Raw genomic sequence first — 16,823 nt, 5'->3', positions numbered from 1 at the left:
AATCCGCAACTCTGGAGGGCCGGCTGGTACGCAGGCTGACTGGAAACGGATTAACCCTATCGGGCGTGATACGGCCGCCAGGCCAGGTTACGTCAGCACGCTACCTCCAGGTCTCGCGGCAGCCCGGTGCCACTACGGTGACGCTGGAGGCATAGGTTACGGTCCAGCGTTCGACGGCGGCACCCGGGTGGGTGTCGCCGTCGAGCTTTGATCGGGGACGGCGTATCAGGGTCCTGCAAACTTCAAGGAAGGTCAGGACGGCACACGCCGGTTGACCAGCTCCGGGGGAAGAGCGGGAATGCGTTGGCGCTTCGCGTAGACCCTGGCCCGTTGACTGGACAGTGCCAGCAGCACCAGGATGTCCGAGGCCAGACCGGCGAGGCCGGCTTCCAATGTGAGGTTCGCGGTCCCTGTCGAGTAGTCAACGGCCTGTACCAGGATGGAGATGGAACTCAGGGCCATCGCGATCACCCGTGCCCCGTTGCTGCCCAGGAAAATCCGCCACGCGAGGAAAACCTCACCCAGTCCGAAGACCAACACCACCAGCCCCATAACGGTGACGATCGCCGTCGTGGTTTGCGGGTCCAAAGCCTCCCCATCGGCGCTGATATCGGTGGCCAAATCCGATGATGTAAACAGTGTGACGGCAAGAACGATGGCCGCAATGGATCTCGCCACCACCAATGCGGCACCCACCATGATGGGCGCGGGCCGCCGGTCCCTGCTGTCTGTCCGGCGGGGCAGTTGGTCCGCCGGGACCGGGACGCTCCGGGCATCGACGATGGGGAGGTCGCCGTCAGTGGTGATTGAATCCCCGCCGCCGTTGCGTGAGTGGTATCCGGTGGAGAAGTCCTTGATGACATGGACTGAGACAGCTGGGTCCGCAGCCGAAACGGTTGAAACGATGTGGTCCCGCTCCACATCCGTGTCCTGCTCGATCTTGTGGGTGATCTGCAGAGTAAAGAGTGAGAAACCGACGCTGCGGTCGTAGGTTCCGGCGGCAAGCCAATCCACTTTGTGTCCACCCGGCAGGAGCCATCCTTCGGGGCAACGCCAGAAGCGGACGTGGTGACGTTTGCCCGGGTTGTTGTCCACCTCCTGCTGGTAGGCGAAGTCTTGCTGCCGATCGAAGAGATACAACGGACTGACGGGTGCCTCGGAGTAGCTACGCCGGAAAATAGTTGAGCTGATGATGCGCCGGCTGCTGGCGAAAGTGACGTCGTCGGCCTTGGTCCAGCCAGCGGACTCCATGATGGCGTGGATCTGGGGCTCGTCGCCCAGCAAGGCGACGTTGACCGGGTCACCCAGGAGCCCGTCGCTGGTCCGTGCCCGGCCAATGAAATAGCCCGGCACGTAGATGGTGGTCAGGATCCGGTGGAGCCGTGGGAGCAGCAGGTAGGCAAGGAACGCCCAGAACACCACGTAGAACCACACCTGCCCCCATCCCAGCTGGAAGCTCTCGCCCACTAACAGGAAGGCGAGCCATACCGCCGCGGCGCCGCCCAGGACAAAGAAAGCATGGTCGAGCCGGGTGTCGGTTACCCCTTTGTTGGCTGCCTTGAACATGGATGCTCCCCCTTGCCCCTTAAGCTTCAGGGTTGGGGCGGCCGTTGTACAGACACCAATACATACAGTCCCAACGTCCCTGCATCGCACACCACGCGCCGTCGCCGGGTGTGGCGCAGGTCCGGCGTCGAGCGTTACACCGCGGTGTCAAGGGAAGCCTGAACCTGAAGCTTGTTGTTCCCGATAAGCCATTCCAGCGCCTCACGAACGGCCTGTTCCGGCTCGTAGCGGGGAGCGTAGCCCAGGAGGGACCTGGCTTTTTCGATGGTGAGGCAGTGGTTGCGGGAGAGGTGGGCCCAGCTCGTGTCGGCATGTTCAGGCAAGGTGGTTTGGCGGAAGTCCTCCCAACTGACCATCTCCGAGTGTGGCTCCCGCCCGAACCACGACGCCGCGATTTCCAGGTAGCCACGAACTGTCAGGGCGGACGGAGCAACAATGTTGAAGTCCTCGCCGGCGGCCGCTTCGCGGTTCTGAATTGCCTTCTCGAAGGCCTGCGCGAGGTCGTCCGCATGGACGTGGTGCATCAGTTCGGTGCCACCTCCCGGAATCTGCAGTGGCTGTCCGGCCGCGATTCTTTGCCAAACGGACGGATCGAAGTTTCCGAGCGGACCCACGGGATGCCATCCGGGGCCGACAATGTGTCCGGGGTGCAGGGACGTAGTGACGAGCCCTCCGGAGGCCGTCTCATCCTTCAGCATCCGGGCAATGTCGCGCTTCTGGATGCCGTATTCATCCAGCGGCTCCGCGGTGGAGTCCGACCCCTCTGAGATGGGCAGCTTCCGACTGGCACCATATCGCCAGATCGACCCGCAATGCAGGAGGTGCCCCGCCTCGCCTCGCAGCCGGTTCACCAGCGCCGTAGCGGAGTCGAGCGTGAAGCACACCAGGTCAACCACGACGTCGGCACCCAGGTCTGCGATCCGGTCACCGAAAGTGGCCTCCCGGTCCTCCTGCGCGCGGTCCGCAGTGACTTGCCGGACCTGCTGCCACTCGGGCGCGTCAACATATGCCGTGCTGGTCCCGCGGCTGATATTGACGACGTCGTGACCGCCCCGGACGAGCCGTGGGATGAGGAATGAGCCAATATGGCCGCTTCCGCCGACAACAACAATTTTCATGTGTCCTCCGATCTTCGCCAGTCACGGTAATGACTGTTCGGCGCCGACCCATGGGGCCGGATAGGGCTTTCGCGGACCGTTGACTGCCTTCGGCCAGATGCTTACTCTATCGAAATGACTAACATGAAGAAGAAGATTGCGTCCATATTCGCGGCAACCTCTATCCTGGCTGGCGGTGGAATTGCTTTGGCCGCCCCGGCCGAGGCGGCCAGCACCTACGTCTATTGGTTTCACACGAAGGCGACGTGCGAGTCGAACCTGGATGCGGCCAGGCCCGGATTCGGTTCCTACGTGCGCCTGGTCGAGGGGTGTGTCCGGAACGGCAACGGCTACGCCTACACGGTGGTGTGGCGGTACTGACCGCCCCACACCCAGCCCGCACAAATCCGAGCCCGACGTCGGCACCCACCTGAGTGCCGACGTCGGGCTTTATCGTGGCTACCACAGCGGCACCAACGTCAACCCGACACATAATAACGAGACTTACTTGTTCCCGGGTTAGACAAACGGCAGGCTCCCCCGACTAGCATGATTAAGCCGGGCATGCCCGGGTACGTGACCTCTTGAACGACCCCCTCGGACGGTCGGCGTTGACGCGGCGACCACGTAAAGGAGAAAACTGTGCGGGAGCCTGCAGTCAACGAGAGCGTGTCAGAAATCAGCGAAACCCCTGAAGGAAATTCGGAGGAGACGCCGCAGGAAACGCTCGATGAAACAGCAAGCGAACCGGCGGAAATCACCTTTGATGAACAGTTCTACCCAGCCCGCCCCAAAGCGCTGCGGCCCATCGCCCGCCGTCGGCAATTTTTTGCCGCCCGCCCATCGTTGGAATTCGATGGCCTGAACAAAACCTACGTGGATTGGCTTCGGAACCAGTCCATGCTGGGCGACGCCAACACCATGGCGCGCCAACTCTCAGGTCAGGCGAGCATGTGGCAAAACTCGTACGCAAGGCCAAACCCGCGGGCAGCTGTGGAACGCGCGCCTGTCTGGTTCACCGCCTACCCGTTGTCCTTCATCACCAAGGACGGTCAGTCCTTCCTTTCGGCGCTGGGCGATCCGGAGCTGTGGGACGCGTTCAGCAAGATTGGGATCCGCGGGTTGCACACCGGGCCGGTCAAGCTGGCCGGCGGCATCCGCGGGTGGTCGCAAACTCCCAGCGTCGACGGACACTTTGACCGCATCAGCATGGCGATCGATCCTGCTTTTGGAACAGAGGAAGAATTCCGCCAGATGTGCGAGGTCGCCAATGAGCACGGCGGCACCGTCATCGATGACATAGTTCCGGGCCATACCGGCAAGGGAGCGGACTTCCGTCTCGCCGAAATGAACTTCCGGGACTACCCCGGCATTTATCACATGGTGGATATCCCGGAGGAGGACTGGCACCTCCTGCCCGATGTTCCCGAGGGCGAAGACTCCGTGAACATCAGCCCCGCGGCGGAGGAAGCCCTGCAGCAGGCCGGCTACATCATCGGGCGGCTCCAGCGGGTGATCTTCTATGAGCCCGGGGTCAAGGAGACCAACTGGAGCGCCACCAAGCCGATTATCGACACCACTGGCAAGACCCGCCGTTGGGTCTACCTCCACTACTTCAAGTCCGGCCAGCCATCCATCAACTGGCTGGATCCAACGTTTGCCGGCATGCGCCTGGTGGTCGGTGACGCCCTGCATTCCCTGCTGGACCTGGGAACCGGCGCGTTGCGACTTGATGCCAACGGCTTCCTCGGCGTCGAGAAGAGCGCGGAGGAGGAGCCTGGCTGGTCCGAGGGCCACCCTCTGTCCGAGGCCGCGAACCAGTTGATTGGCTCCATGATCCGCAAGGTGGGCGGGTTCTCCTTCCAGGAACTCAACCTCACCATCGATGACATCAAGACCCAGTCCGAGTCCGGCCCGGACCTCTCCTACGACTTCATCACCAGGCCCGCTTACCACTACGCCCTGGTCATTGGTGATACCGAGTTCCTGCGGCTGACGCTCAGGCTTTCCATGGAGATCGGAGTGGATCAGGCCTCCCTGGTCCATGCGCTCCAGAACCACGATGAGCTTACTTATGAGCTGCTCCACTTTGCCGCGGGGCACAGGGACGATGTGTTTGAACTTGGCGGCGAGGAGCTGACCGGCGCCGAAGTGGCCGAGAAGGTTCAGAACACTATGCGGGAACGGCTCACGGGTGAGAACGGACCGTACAACGCGCTCTTCACCACCAACGGCATCGCCTGCACCACGGTCAGCTTCATCATGGCAACCCTGGGCATCAAGGACCCGGACACCATCACCCCGGAACAGGAAGCGCAGGTACTGGACGCCCACGTGCTGCTGTCCATGTACAACGCGCTGCAGCCGGGCGTCTTCGCACTGTCGGGCTGGGATCTCACCGGCGTCACGGCCCTGGACCGCGAAACGGTCCGGGAACTCACATCTCAGGGCGACACCCGTTGGATCAACCGCGGAGCCCACGACCTCATGGGCACAAGCCCTGACGCGAAGACTTCCTTGGCCGGCATGGCAAGGGCCCGGAGCCTCTACGGACCATTGCCGGAGCAGCTCAAGGACCCAAAATCCTACGCACGGCGACTCCAGCAGATCCTCACAGTGCGGGAAGAGTCCGGCATCGCCACCAGCACCCTGCTGGACGTGCCAGACGTCTCCAACCGTGGGCTGCTGGTGATGGTCAACCAGCTTGCCGACGGCGCACTGCAGGTCACCGTCCTGAACTTCTCGGACCAGGACATCGCAGGCAGCATCCAGTCCTCGCATCTGGTGCCGGGCGCCAGCGTGCATGACCTCTTCAGCGGCGAAAACGTGGGCCAGGTGGACGACCTCCACAGCTTCTTCCTCGAAGTGCCCGCCTTCCAGGGAACGGCGCTCCTGTTGAAGGACCCTGCAGTGGAGGACGAGGTCACTGAATAGAAAGCACGACGTCGGCACTTACGGTGAGTGCCGACGTCGGGTCCTGCTGCTAATCGGACACCGACACAGCAGATCAGGGGATCGGGTCCCAGCTCTGAACAAGGAAACCCACGCCCGTTGAGAGGCACTCACTGGGCGTCAGGTCTCCGGAAAGGCCTCCGCCGAACGCGAAGTCGTCGCCAATGTTCAAGGATGCGCCGTCGGGAAAGACGACGCCGGTCTCCGTGACACTTGTCCCGGCGGGGAAGATGAGTCCGCCCGACCCGCCGGCTGCGGCGTCGTTGACAAAACATCCACCGCTGTTCAGGCCAAGCTTGCCCATATTGAGTGCGTCCATATGGAAGTCTGCCTCGGGGTCATTGGACACAGCAGCCTTGTTGCCGTTGCCGCCGGTGACTATGTGGTTATCGAACGTCGACATCCGGACTCCGGTAATTTCGGGCAAGGGTGGAATCTCCGAGGAGCCCGTCCCGGGCTCAGTGGCAGCCGGCGCGGCCTGCTCGAGAAGAACCTCCGTTGGCGTGGAGGACGCCACGAAAGCACCAGCAATGACGGCAGCAGCAGCAGCCGCCACCAGCCCATACCGTGCCAGCAAGGGCATAGGGCGCCTGGCGGGTTGCCGGTGGAAATCTTCAACGGAGCCACCGACGGTGAGTTGCTCCGCGTCGACGCCCATGACGGCCAGGCTTTTCGCCCGGCTTCGAGCCAGTTCATCGTCCGTGACCGCCAAGGCCGGATCGGCTGCGGTCAGGCGTTCAAGGGTTGACTTACTCATCGCTGGCATCCTCTGTGGTTTGGTCCGTCCGAAGCAGGTTGCTGAGTTCCTTCCGCGCCCTGTGCAAGCGCATCCGGACGGCCGTGGCGGTGACATTGAGCAGGTCCGAAACCTCGGCAGAGGTGAACCCGTCCCAGTACGTCAGGAGGAGAACCTCTCGTTCCTCGGGCTTGAGCCGGTCCAGCGCGTCCTGCACCATGCCGTCGTCGGAACCCAACTGGTGCGTCCGCTGCCTCTCCAGTTGCTGTGTGAGGTTGTGGGAGCGAACGGCTGAACGGTAGTGGTTTCGGAGGACATTGCGGGCGATCCCGAACACCACCAGCACGGACGCATCCTGGTCTTGGCGGCACTTTTCCCAGGCGATGCGGAACACTTCGGCGCAGAGGTCCTCGGCCGTGGACGCGCCCTCGGTTCGACGCCGGAAATAGCGGTAGACCTTGTCATGGCACGCCGCGTGTGCGGCCAGGAACTGTTCCTGCCTGGCCACATCCACGCGATCTCCCCGGTCCGTCTGCAAGCTCATACCCGGTTAATGTCCGGCAATCAGAAGAATGTAACGGACTTCCGGAGAAAAATTCAGAAAGCACGACGTCGGCACTTACGGTGAGTGCCGACGTCGTGGTTTAACGTTTGGTCGCCTGCGGCGTTAGTCGCCTACAGCGTCGCGGCCGCGGCGGAGGATGAGCGGATCGGCGTCGTAGACCACCGAGGTGTCCTTATCCTCGTAATCGAATTGGTTCAGGAAGTAGCGCATGGCGTTGATGCGTGCCCGCTTCTTGTCGTTCGACTTAACGGTGATCCACGGCGCGTGATCCGAGTCGGTGTGCAGGAACGTTTGCTCCTTGGCGTCCGTGTATTCGTCCCAACGGTTCAAGGAAGCCAGATCCATGGGCGAGAGCTTCCACCTGCGGACCGGGTCGATTTGGCGGATGGCAAAGCGCGTGCGCTGCTCCTGCCGGGTCACGGAGAACCAGAACTTGGTCACATGTATGCCGGCGTCCACCAGCATCTTTTCGAACACCGGGGCCTGACCCATGAAGGTGTCGTACTCGTCGTCAGTGCAGAAGCCCATGACGCGTTCCACGTTGGCCCGGTTGTACCAGGACCGGTCGAACATCACGATCTCGCCGGCAGTGGGAAGATGCTGGATGTACCGCTGGAAATACCATTGGCCTTGCTCGCGGTCCGATGGCTTGGCGAGCGCTACGGTCCGGGCGGAGCGGGGATCCAAGTGCTCAGTGAAACGCTTGATGGTGCCGCCCTTGCCGGCGGCGTCCCTGCCCTCGAAGACAATCACGTGCTTGAGCCCCAGGTCTTGGCCCCAGTACTGGAACTTCAGCAGTTCGATCTGAAGGTGGTACTTCTCTATCTCGTACTCGTCGCGGGTCATCCGCTCTTTATATGGATAATCTTCGTGCCAGGTTTCAACCGCTGATCCACCGGGATCTATGAGATCCGGGTCTTCCCCTTGGCCTCCACTGATGGTGTAGCCCAGCTCCACCAAGTGGTCGATGGTCTCGCGCAGGTTGTCCCTGACCCACCAATTGTCCAGTGATGTGGAAAGTAGGTTTGACTCCGTCATGCGGTCCTCCTGGTCAGCCGTGTAGTGCGCGGCAGCCTAACAACCGTTGGTGACGGGAACATGAACAGGCGCCAGATCGATCCAGTAGCGCCGAAACAGACGTCCATCCGTATCCGTCCGGGTGTCCTCGAGCGCCCCACCTCCACGCTCGATGGTCTTGGCGGAGGCGGCGTTCGTATCGTCGCAGGTCAGCAGAACCCGCTCAGGCCTTCCCTGCGCAGCCAAGCGGGAACACAACTCCCGCAGGGCCCATGACGCCGCCCCCCGGCCGCGATCCGAGGGCCGGACACCATATCCAATGTGCCCGCCGGAGTTCAGGAGTGCGGGGGTGAGGTAGTGCCGGAATGCAATGGCGCCCACGTACCGTGAGCCTTCGGTAATCCAGAGGTAGGTGCAGGGAACAATGCCGTCCTTCTCCGCCGTTTGCGCGGCGTCCTCCAGTTGCCGAATCCACGCCGCGAACCCTTCGGGGGTGATGACATCGTCCGCCATGAATACCCCGGCGCCGTCCTGATGGGCCCCGTCCCACTCGCGGTGGGACTCAAGGAAGGACTGGTGGAAAGAGACATCCGGAGCGACGAGCTTAAACATGAAGTCGACCCTATACCTCGCCACGGCAGCGCCGGCGACACGGGCGCGACACGCGGATAAATTATCGACAAACTTGTCATACGCACAACAAGCGTCGTATATTCGTTCCGTCCACCGAGTTTATAAAACAAAGGAGTGAATCAAATGCTTAAGCTGAAGCGACTGGCAAAGCGCCGTTCCAAGCTGAACTTCGTGTTCAACTGAACCAAGCAGAAATAGTGGGGACCACGCAATGCGTGGTCCCCACTCATCATTGGAGGCAAGAATTGGCAGCCACTACCTACTCGCTCAAACAGTCCCTCCCGGTTGTGACAACGGAGACGGCCGTACAAATCGGACTGGCACCGCCCAACGCGATTGAAATTGAGGACGCCCCGCCTGGGCTCGCCGAATTGCTCGGCTTTGCATCGCACCCACGGACGCTGGATGACTTGGGCGCCAAGGCACAGGACCTGCTTGGTGGCGACTCCGGGCAGATCGTTGAGGAGCTCATCGAGGCTGACATTCTGGTCCCGTACAGGTTCGACCTCACCGGCCGGTACAGCCGCCACGATCTCTACTTCGAACTTGCCCACGGCACAGGACCGGGCGCAAGCGATCTGCTGCGCAGCCGGAACGTCGCGCTCATCGGCGTTGGAGGCATCGGCACGAATGTGGCCATGCAGCTCGCAACAGCGGGGGTGGGGGTCATCATGCTGGTCGACGGCGACACAGTGGAAGAAAGCAACCTCACCCGGCAATACCTCTTTACGGCACAAGACGTTGGCGCTTCGAAGATCGAAGCCGCCGCACGAAACCTTCAGCTTCGGGCTCCGGCCACCAACACGGTTGAAGTCGCGGCCATGATCTCCGGCGTTGAAGATCTTCTGCCCATCTTTCAGGACGCAGACTTCGTAGTGGTATCCGCAGACACGCCCCAGGAAGTGCTTGAGTGGTCCAACGAAGCCTCCATCGCCACCGGAACACCCTTCACCTGTGCCGGATACCAGGACACGCGCGGAGTGGTGGGACCAGTTGTCAGGCCCGGCACAACCCCTTGCCTGCAATGCGCAGCAACTGACAACGACGTACGCACCAACTCCAGGGCGTCGCTCACCACGGCAAACCTCAATACTGCATACCAAGCCCCAAGCTTTGGCCCCCTGAACGCCATCGTGGCCTCCATTGCCGCTATGGAGGTGTTCCGTTACCTGCTCACTGGATCCACCAACCTGGACGGCAGAAGACTGGTGTTCGACTCTCTGGAGTTGTCGTCCGAGTTCGAAGATTTCGCCAGGAACAAGCGCTGTGCTGCGTGTTCCTGACTGCGATCCAGGGAAGGTGCTGGTGACCCTCACTGGCGCCTACGTGGTTGCATCCCTCGGTGCCACCATCGCCAACAGGAACTTCTGGCCCATCGCATCCAACAACATGTTCAACGCAAAGTTCGGGGACCGGGTGTCACGCTTCGCGGTCGAATTTCACCTGTCGGACGGAACCGTGGTCACGTGCGGTCCCGCCAACTGCCTGCCAACCCAGTTCTTCCGGGCCGGGGCAATGTTCGCCAACATTTTCATGGCTGCTGACGAGCAACCAAAACGCGTCCTTTGCCAGAGAATTGAAACCCGTCTTCGTCGAAACAGGTGGAAACCTTTCGATGAGGTCCGGGCACCCGCCCATCTGCCCAACATTCCACTGGGCAGGATGGACATTCTTGTGGAGACCACCGTTCGGGGAATGCCTGAGGAAAAGGAAGTCGTGTACACCTATGTTCCGTCGATTTCGCGCTAGATCAGTCACGTCCCGGCAGATTCGTGCTGCTGGGGTGTGGATCGTCGCCGCCTTGGCAGTAACACTTCGCCCAGGTCCGGCGGCAGCGCAGGACTACCGGGCCGCAGTTGCTTCGACGGACTTGGATGCGGATCCAGCTTCTGATGCCCGCAAGCAGTGGGTTGCCCGACGCGCGGTAACTGCCCTCCTGTTGGCGGCCGCGGCTACGAGCGAGGTGTACAGCGGGCCTGGCGCAAGGCACGCGCCGTGGCTTCGGCGGGTAGCTCTGGGGGTGTTCCTGGGGACTCGCGCCGCGGATGCCCGGTCACTTCCAGGGCGTTGGCCTTACGACACGTTTATCGAGGCCGTACTTCTCACAAGTCAGCTGTCCACGCCGGCGAACAGGCAGCCGGCCAGCCTGCCGCTCTCCATCTCGCGCGTGGCCCTGTACCTGCCCTATACCCAGGCAGGCTTATCCAAGCTCATCCACGGTTCCGACGCCTGGGTCCATCGTGGCGACGCCAACCATATTTACCACCGGCATTTGAAGGCATCGGCCGGCCACCCATTTGCGCAGGAGCGATTTGACCTGCCTGTTCGGGCAATGACCCGGCTCATTCCATTTCTTGAATTTCTCGCACTCCCACTGGCATTGGTCCTCCCCGGCAGGTTCCGGATCCTGGTTCCATGCTGCACCACCATATTCCATATGATTATTTCCCGCACGTGGAATATTAGCTTTTGGCAGGCCCCACTCATGCAATGGTTGATGTTGTCGACGGAAAAGCAGCCCGATCTCGCAATCATTCTCCGCGCATCCCGAGGTGATTAAATTGGCGATGGCAAAGACATGGCAGAGACGTCTCCACCTGACCGGAATGTGGGTGAATTCGCTGGGTGGTGGCGCGTACAACATCGCACTCCCCCTCATAGTCCTCCAAACGAGCGGCAGCCTCGCCCAGATGTCCATCGTGGCCGTGGCATCACAGCTGCCCAAGGCCTTCCCTGGAGTACTCATCGGCGGACTCGCTGACCGCATGTCACCCCGCACCATGACCCACATTGGCTATTGGGGCCAGGCACTGGTTGTTGCCGCGATGGCGCTGCTTATCGGCCCGTGGCACACACCTTTCTGGGTTCTGGTGCTCGGCGCGTTCCTGCGCGGCAGCCTCGACATGTTCGCCAGAACAGCCACCTTCGTGGCCATTCCGAAAATGTACGGCGAAGGCACAGCCAAGTTCAACGCATCAGTGTCCACTGCGTGGACTTCCGCGTCCATCGTGGGACCGGCCATCGGCGGCGCCCTGAGTGCCGTTTGGGGCCCCTGGTGGTTGCTGGCCGTGGACGCGGTGTCCTTTACCGTCATCGCAATGATCATGAATTTTCTGCCGTGGCCGGACCGCCCAACCAGGCAACCTGACCGCCCCGGCTTCTTCAAGGATCTTTCAGCCGGGTACCGAAGACTCTCCCAAGTCAATGGTTGGTGGCGCTTTGCCGGAACCGTTGTCCTCATCGGCTTCCTGTCCGCCCCGCTGTCCACGCTCGCGATCTTCCAGACGTCAGTTGGCCTTGGAGGCTCTACTACGGAAGTGGGAATCGTCGGCGCGGCTGCGGCTGCGGGACTGTTCTGCGGGTCAATATTGTCCGGTCTGGTCTCCGCTTGGCAACCGAACCTGTTGATGCAACGTTCCTCGTGGCTTATGGCAGGAGGAGCTTTGCTCTTCTTCATCCCGTCGTGGATTGCCGTTGCGAGTGCGCTGTTCGTTGTCTGCACGGGTGGCATTGCGTGGACGATTGGGCGCACTTCCCTCATTCACCAACAGATCCCCGCGTCCGATCTTGGCAAGACCATGACGGCCGTCCAATTCTTGGAAACAGTGTCGAGCCCCCTCAGTCTTGCCGTCGCCACCCTCCTCATGGGCGTGTCCTCATTTATGGCCTTTGCCTCGATACTCCTGGCAGCACTTCTTTCAGGGGTACTTGCCATCAATTCGGGATCGATGCTGAAGCCGGGTGAACTGCAAGCCGAGGACAAGGAAAGCGAGCCCGTCCACTAGCAGCAGCCCGCGGCGTCGGGACCTAATCGGTTGAACTGGCCCGCGGCAGTTTCCGGCCCTGGACAGCGGCGTGCGTTTTTTGAAGTGCCGTGACCGACGATTCGTAGGAGCGCTGGGCAACTCCCACGAAAAGACAGTCCACAACCATCATCTGGGCGATCCGGCTGCCCATCGCACCGGACCTGAAAGGCGTCTCGCGCGCGGCGGTGGCCAGCACAATGTCGGCGGCACGACCCAAGGGCGAATCAGAGTGGTTGGTGATGGCGATGGTGGTAGCCCCGGCCTTCTTGCCCGCCTTGAGGAAATCAACGGTATCCACCGTGGTGCCCGAGTGCGAGATGCCCACGGCCACGCCGGCGTCGTCGAGAAGTGCGGCAGAGGCCAAGGCGCCATGGGGGTCTGACCAGCTGAAGGACGTCAGGCCGATCCTGTGCAGTTTCTGCTGCAAGTCCTGGCCAACCAGGCCTCCTGCGCCAACTCCAAAAATGTCGGCCTTCCGCGAGCTGGAGATCGCGTCAACTGCCTCAGTGAGCTTGCCGACGTCCAGCACCTGCGCTGTATCTGCGATGGACATGGTCTCGTTAAAGGCAATCTTGGAAACGATGTCGCGCAGCGAGTCGGACGTGTTGATGTCTTCGTAGACCTCTGCCGACACGTTGTGGGCCAGGCTCTCGCGGGCGGTCTCCCGGGCAAGGTCGAGGCGCAGGTCCGAGTAGCCGCGGTATCCCACCTTCTTGTAGAAGCGGACCACTGACGTAGTGGACGTTCCACCCTGCTCGGCAAGGTCACCGATGGACATCATGGCCGCCCGGGAAGGATCCGCCAGGACCAACTCGGCCACAGCCCGCTCGGAGGGGCGCAGCGCTGGCAAGGCGGAACGGATCCGCACCAGCACAGTCCGTGACAACTGCGCGCTTTCTGCCTGTCTCATGGTGTTTCCTTCCTGGCGTCCCGGCCGACCCGCAGCCGATGGCAGCGCATGTAAATAAGTTACACAACAGCTCGCACAAAGGTAAACGATTGACGCAATCCCAGTGAGCGAATACGGTCGATGTAATCCAAGTCACAAAAGTTGTCATGCACTTCTGCTCATCAGGAAAGGCTCCCCATGACACTCAACCGCCGAAAACTCATCCATGCCTCGGGGCTGGCCGCCGCTGCCGCCGTCGTCGCACCTTTCGCGCCAAGCGCCGCCGCCGCCCCTCAGGCCAACCGCCCCGGAAAGCCGGGAGCCACAGTCAATGGCGCCGACATTGCCGCCGCCGACAACTGGAGTATCTTCGCCGGGCGCCGGGTGGGAGTCATCACCAATCCCACCGGAGTCCTGGAGAACTTCCGCTCGATCGTTGACGATATGGCGGACAAGGACGTGGAGGTGGCCGCGGTCTTCGGCCCGGAACACGGCTTCCGCGGCACTGCCCAGGATGGCGCCAGCGAAGGGACCTCCGTTGATCCCCGCACCGGGATCACCGTCTATGACTCTTATGGCGCCGAGGTGGCCGACTACGTGGGCTTCTTTGAAGCGTCAGGCGTGGACACCATCTGCTTCGACATCCAGGACGTCGGGGCGCGGTTCTACACCTACATCTGGACCATGTGGGGTGCCATGCAGGCGGCATCCCGGACGGGTGCCAGGTTCGTCGTCCTGGACCGCCCGAACCCCATCGGCGGCCAAGCACGTGGGCCAGTCCTCCAACCAGGCTTCGAGTCCGGAGTGGGACGGCTGGGCATAGCCCTCCAACACGGCATGACGGTGGGTGAGCTGGCCAAATACTTCAATGCAGTACACCTCCCTGCCGCCGGCCTCACGCCGATCCAGGACCTTGAGGTGATTCAAGCGCAGGGATGGCGCCGTGAAATGACCGGCCCGGACAACCGTGGGGCCTGGATCCTGCCGAGTCCCAACATGCCGACACCGGAAACCGCCACCTTGTATCCCGGCACAGCCTTGTTCGAAGCGACCAACATGTCCGAAGGCCGCGGGACGACCCGGCCGTTCGAGCTCATCGGCGCACCCTATGTGGACTACCGCTGGGCGGAAGCGTTGAACAGCAAGGGGCTCAACGGCGTCACGTTCCGCGAGGCCTACTTCCAGCCAACGCTTTCGAAGAATCAAGGCCTCATCTGCGGCGGCGTACAGGTGCACATCACCGATGCCACCCGAGTTGAAGCTCTGGAAGTGGGCACCCACATGCTGGTCGAAGCCAAGCGGCTGTACCCGGGCTTCGATTGGCGCGGCGACGGAGGCCGTTGGATGGGGCTGCTCAGCGGTTCGGCCCGCTTTGCGGAACAGCTCGACGGCGGCGCTGACGCCAGGACGATCATGGACAGTTGGCGGCCGGAACTGGGTCAGTTCGTCCGCGATACCCGCCAATATCTCCTCTACAACGGGCCACGCTAGGCCAACCGGAATACTCACGATTGGGATTGGGATCCACATGCACAGAAAAGGAACTACCCTCATGACGGCTGCCGCCACAGCGTTGCTCATGACCGGCATGGGCACTGCGGTTGCCGCCGTGCCCACCAGCACGGTGATGACGACGGCGGCCTCCGCCTCACCGGACATCGACGCGATGATTGCGGGCATGACGCTGGACGAAAAGATCGGCCAGATGACGTGGACACATGTCTATGGTTCGTCGGCGGATGACACGTCCATGGCGGCAAGCAATCAAGAACGGTACGGCGTCAATACGCCAGCCGAGGTGGTGGAAAAGTACAACCTCGGCGGCGTCCTCTACTTTGCATGGTCAGGGAACACCGCCAATCCCCAGCAGGTTGCGGGCCTCTCCAACGGCCTGCAACAAACCGCAGTGGGAGCCGACGGAAAAGGCATCCCATTGGCAGTCACCATCGACCAGGAAGGCGGGTTGGTTGCCCGCATCGGACCACCCGCCACGGTCCTCCCCGGCAACATGGCCCTCGGAGCAACAGCCGATGAGGATCTTGCCAGGGCACAAGGCGAAATCCTTGGTTCCGAGATGCGCGCTATGGGCATTAACGTCGACTTTGCACCGGTGCTTGACCTCAACTCCAATCCGGACAACCCGGTCATCGGAATCCGGTCCATGGGTGAGGACCCCGCGTTGGTCAGCAAACTTGGCGTCGCCCAGATCGATGGCATGCAGGCTCACAACGTCGGGGCCGCGGCCAAGCACTTCCCCGGCCATGGCGACACCTCCGTGGACTCCCACTACGGACTGCCAACCGTCACCTACGACCGCGAAACCTTGAACAAACATCTGCAGCCCTTCAAGGCCGCGATCGATGCGGGCGTGGACATGGTCATGACGGCACACATCATTGTTGAGGCCATTGATCCTGACATGCCGGGCACCCTGTCCCATAAGGTACTCACCGGATTGCTCCGTGATGAGCTCGGATTCAAAGGGCTGGTGACAACGGACGCGCTGGACATGGCTGCGATGGCCGCCGAATGGCCCCAGGAGGAAATCGCCGTTAAGGCCATCCAAGCGGGTTCCGACATCCTCCTGAACTCCCCCGACGTCGACGCCTCGTTCGCCGGGGTGCGTGCCGCCGTCGAGTCCGGCGAGATCACCGAAGCCCGCCTCGATGAGTCCGTTCGACGAATCCTCGAATGGAAGGTCAAGCGTGGAGTCTTCGAGCAGCCCATGGCGGACGCCACCAAGGTGGACACAATAGTTGGCACGGCGGACAACCTTGCCACCGCCAACCTGATCTCGGACCGCGCCGTCACCCTGGTACGGAACGAAGGCCGGGTCTTGCCGCTCGCGGCCGACAGCTCGGTCCTCGTGGTGGGTTCCGGATCAGCGTGGCCGGAACTCGCGGGCCCAATGCTCAGAGATCAAGGATTCAGGGTCACTGAAGACTACGAGAATGGTGCTTCACCCTCCGCGGCCTACCGTGCACGTGCGGTTGCGGCCGCCGGGGGCGTGAATGCCGTCATCTTCGCTTCCTACAATGCCACCAGCAACGCTGCGCAACAGCAGATGGTGGCAGAGCTCGCGGCTACCGGAACACCAGTAATTGTCATCGCCACCCGCAATCCCTACGACATCAACGTCTTCCCCGGTGCCGACGCCGTGCTCAACAGTTATGGGGTCAAGGAAGTCAACTTCCACGGTGCCGTCCGTGCCATCTCCGGTGCGATCAACCCCAGCGGTAAACTGCCGGTCAACATCCCCGAAGCCGACGGCGACGGCGTACTCCTGCCGCTGGGATTCGGTCTCCGTTATGACACCGCGACGCCGGCGGCGGTCGCCTTTACCGACCGGCCGGGCAAGGGCCAGGACGCGTACACCATCCCCGACGTCCCGGGTGTGGCGTACCTGATAGACGGCACGGAGGTCGCTGCAGGGACCTACAGGAAGCCTGCCGGTACCGTGACCGTTACCGCCGCACCTACGAAGGGCTATGTGTTCACTGACGGCGCCATCACACAATGGAGCCACACCTTCACCACGGGGCTCCCCAAGCCCTAGGACCTG

15 protein-coding genes are annotated in these 16,823 nt (G+C 62.0%); 8 read left to right on the top strand and 7 right to left on the bottom strand.

Annotated features, from left to right (window positions below):
- Nucleotides 1-252: 252 nt before the first annotated feature.
- Nucleotides 253-1,566: an LssY C-terminal domain-containing protein gene (locus N7568_RS10060; RefSeq protein WP_261609689.1), complete on the bottom strand. Its 1,314-nt coding sequence runs from the start codon at nt 1,564-1,566 to the stop codon at nt 253-255.
- A 134-nt stretch (nt 1,567-1,700) separates the two neighbouring features.
- Nucleotides 1,701-2,684: an NAD-dependent epimerase/dehydratase family protein gene (locus tag N7568_RS10055; protein WP_261609688.1), complete on the bottom strand. Its 984-nt coding sequence runs from the start codon at nt 2,682-2,684 to the stop codon at nt 1,701-1,703.
- A 114-nt stretch (nt 2,685-2,798) separates the two neighbouring features.
- On the opposite strand from N7568_RS10055, the gene N7568_RS10050 reads away from it, so the two are divergent.
- Nucleotides 2,799-3,044, top strand: a complete 246-nt coding sequence (locus tag N7568_RS10050) for a hypothetical protein (RefSeq protein WP_261609687.1) — start codon at nt 2,799-2,801, stop codon at nt 3,042-3,044.
- 261 nt (nt 3,045-3,305) lie between these two features.
- Nucleotides 3,306-5,597 (top strand): maltose alpha-D-glucosyltransferase, encoded by a 2,292-nt coding sequence (gene treS, locus N7568_RS10045; RefSeq protein WP_261609686.1) that lies wholly within the window; start codon nt 3,306-3,308, stop codon nt 5,595-5,597.
- Between the two features lie 73 nt (nt 5,598-5,670).
- On the opposite strand, the gene N7568_RS10040 is transcribed toward treS, so the two are convergent.
- The 4 genes from N7568_RS10040 to N7568_RS10025 form a co-directional block, all read right to left on the bottom strand.
- Nucleotides 5,671-6,372, bottom strand: coding sequence for a hypothetical protein (locus N7568_RS10040; RefSeq protein ID WP_261609685.1), 702 nt, complete (start codon nt 6,370-6,372; stop codon nt 5,671-5,673).
- Nucleotides 6,365-6,895 (bottom strand): RNA polymerase sigma factor, encoded by a 531-nt coding sequence (locus tag N7568_RS10035; protein ID WP_261609684.1) that lies wholly within the window; start codon nt 6,893-6,895, stop codon nt 6,365-6,367. Before N7568_RS10035 ends, N7568_RS10040 begins: the two co-directional genes overlap by 8 nt.
- A 123-nt stretch (nt 6,896-7,018) precedes the next feature.
- Nucleotides 7,019-7,954, bottom strand: a complete 936-nt coding sequence (ppk2, locus tag N7568_RS10030) for a polyphosphate kinase 2 (protein WP_261609683.1) — start codon at nt 7,952-7,954, stop codon at nt 7,019-7,021.
- A 36-nt stretch (nt 7,955-7,990) separates the two neighbouring features.
- A complete protein-coding gene (locus N7568_RS10025; protein ID WP_261609682.1) occupies nt 7,991-8,545 on the bottom strand; it encodes a GNAT family N-acetyltransferase in 555 nt (184 codons plus the stop codon).
- A 266-nt stretch (nt 8,546-8,811) separates the two neighbouring features.
- Here N7568_RS10025 and N7568_RS10020 point away from each other — a divergent pair, with 266 nt between their 5' ends.
- From N7568_RS10020 to N7568_RS10005, 4 genes are read left to right on the top strand one after another with little or no spacing between them, the layout of a single operon-like run.
- Nucleotides 8,812-9,849, top strand: a complete 1,038-nt coding sequence (locus N7568_RS10020; RefSeq protein ID WP_261609681.1) for a TOMM precursor leader peptide-binding protein — start codon at nt 8,812-8,814, stop codon at nt 9,847-9,849.
- Nucleotides 9,833-10,315 carry a hypothetical protein gene (locus N7568_RS10015; protein WP_261609680.1) on the top strand — a complete coding sequence of 161 codons (483 nt, stop codon included), beginning with the start codon at nt 9,833-9,835 and terminating at the stop codon, nt 10,313-10,315. Before N7568_RS10020 ends, N7568_RS10015 begins: the two co-directional genes overlap by 17 nt.
- Nucleotides 10,316-10,367: 52 nt before the next feature.
- Nucleotides 10,368-11,126, top strand: coding sequence for a hypothetical protein (locus tag N7568_RS10010; RefSeq protein WP_261609679.1), 759 nt, complete (start codon nt 10,368-10,370; stop codon nt 11,124-11,126).
- A 46-nt stretch (nt 11,127-11,172) separates the two neighbouring features.
- Entirely contained in the window at nt 11,173-12,351 is a 1,179-nt protein-coding gene (locus N7568_RS10005) for an MFS transporter (RefSeq protein WP_261610008.1), read from the top strand.
- Between the two features lie 22 nt (nt 12,352-12,373).
- Here N7568_RS10005 and N7568_RS10000 read toward each other — a convergent pair whose 3' ends face one another.
- Nucleotides 12,374-13,282, bottom strand: a complete 909-nt coding sequence (locus N7568_RS10000) for a MurR/RpiR family transcriptional regulator (RefSeq protein WP_261609678.1) — start codon at nt 13,280-13,282, stop codon at nt 12,374-12,376.
- Nucleotides 13,283-13,459: 177 nt separating this feature from the next.
- Here N7568_RS10000 and N7568_RS09995 point away from each other — a divergent pair, with 177 nt between their 5' ends.
- Nucleotides 13,460-14,752 (top strand): exo-beta-N-acetylmuramidase NamZ family protein, encoded by a 1,293-nt coding sequence (locus N7568_RS09995; protein ID WP_261609677.1) that lies wholly within the window; start codon nt 13,460-13,462, stop codon nt 14,750-14,752.
- 61 nt (nt 14,753-14,813) lie between these two features.
- Nucleotides 14,814-16,817 carry a glycoside hydrolase family 3 protein gene (locus N7568_RS09990; RefSeq protein ID WP_261609676.1) on the top strand — a complete coding sequence of 668 codons (2,004 nt, stop codon included), beginning with the start codon at nt 14,814-14,816 and terminating at the stop codon, nt 16,815-16,817.
- The last annotated feature ends 6 nt before the right edge of the window (nt 16,818-16,823 follow it).

The organism is Paenarthrobacter aurescens (assembly GCF_025421775.1).
GTDB lineage: Bacteria > Actinomycetota > Actinomycetes > Actinomycetales > Micrococcaceae > Arthrobacter > Arthrobacter aurescens_B.
The sequence above is the reverse complement of the archived record's forward strand: the minus strand, read 5'-3'. Positions and strand labels throughout refer to the sequence as shown.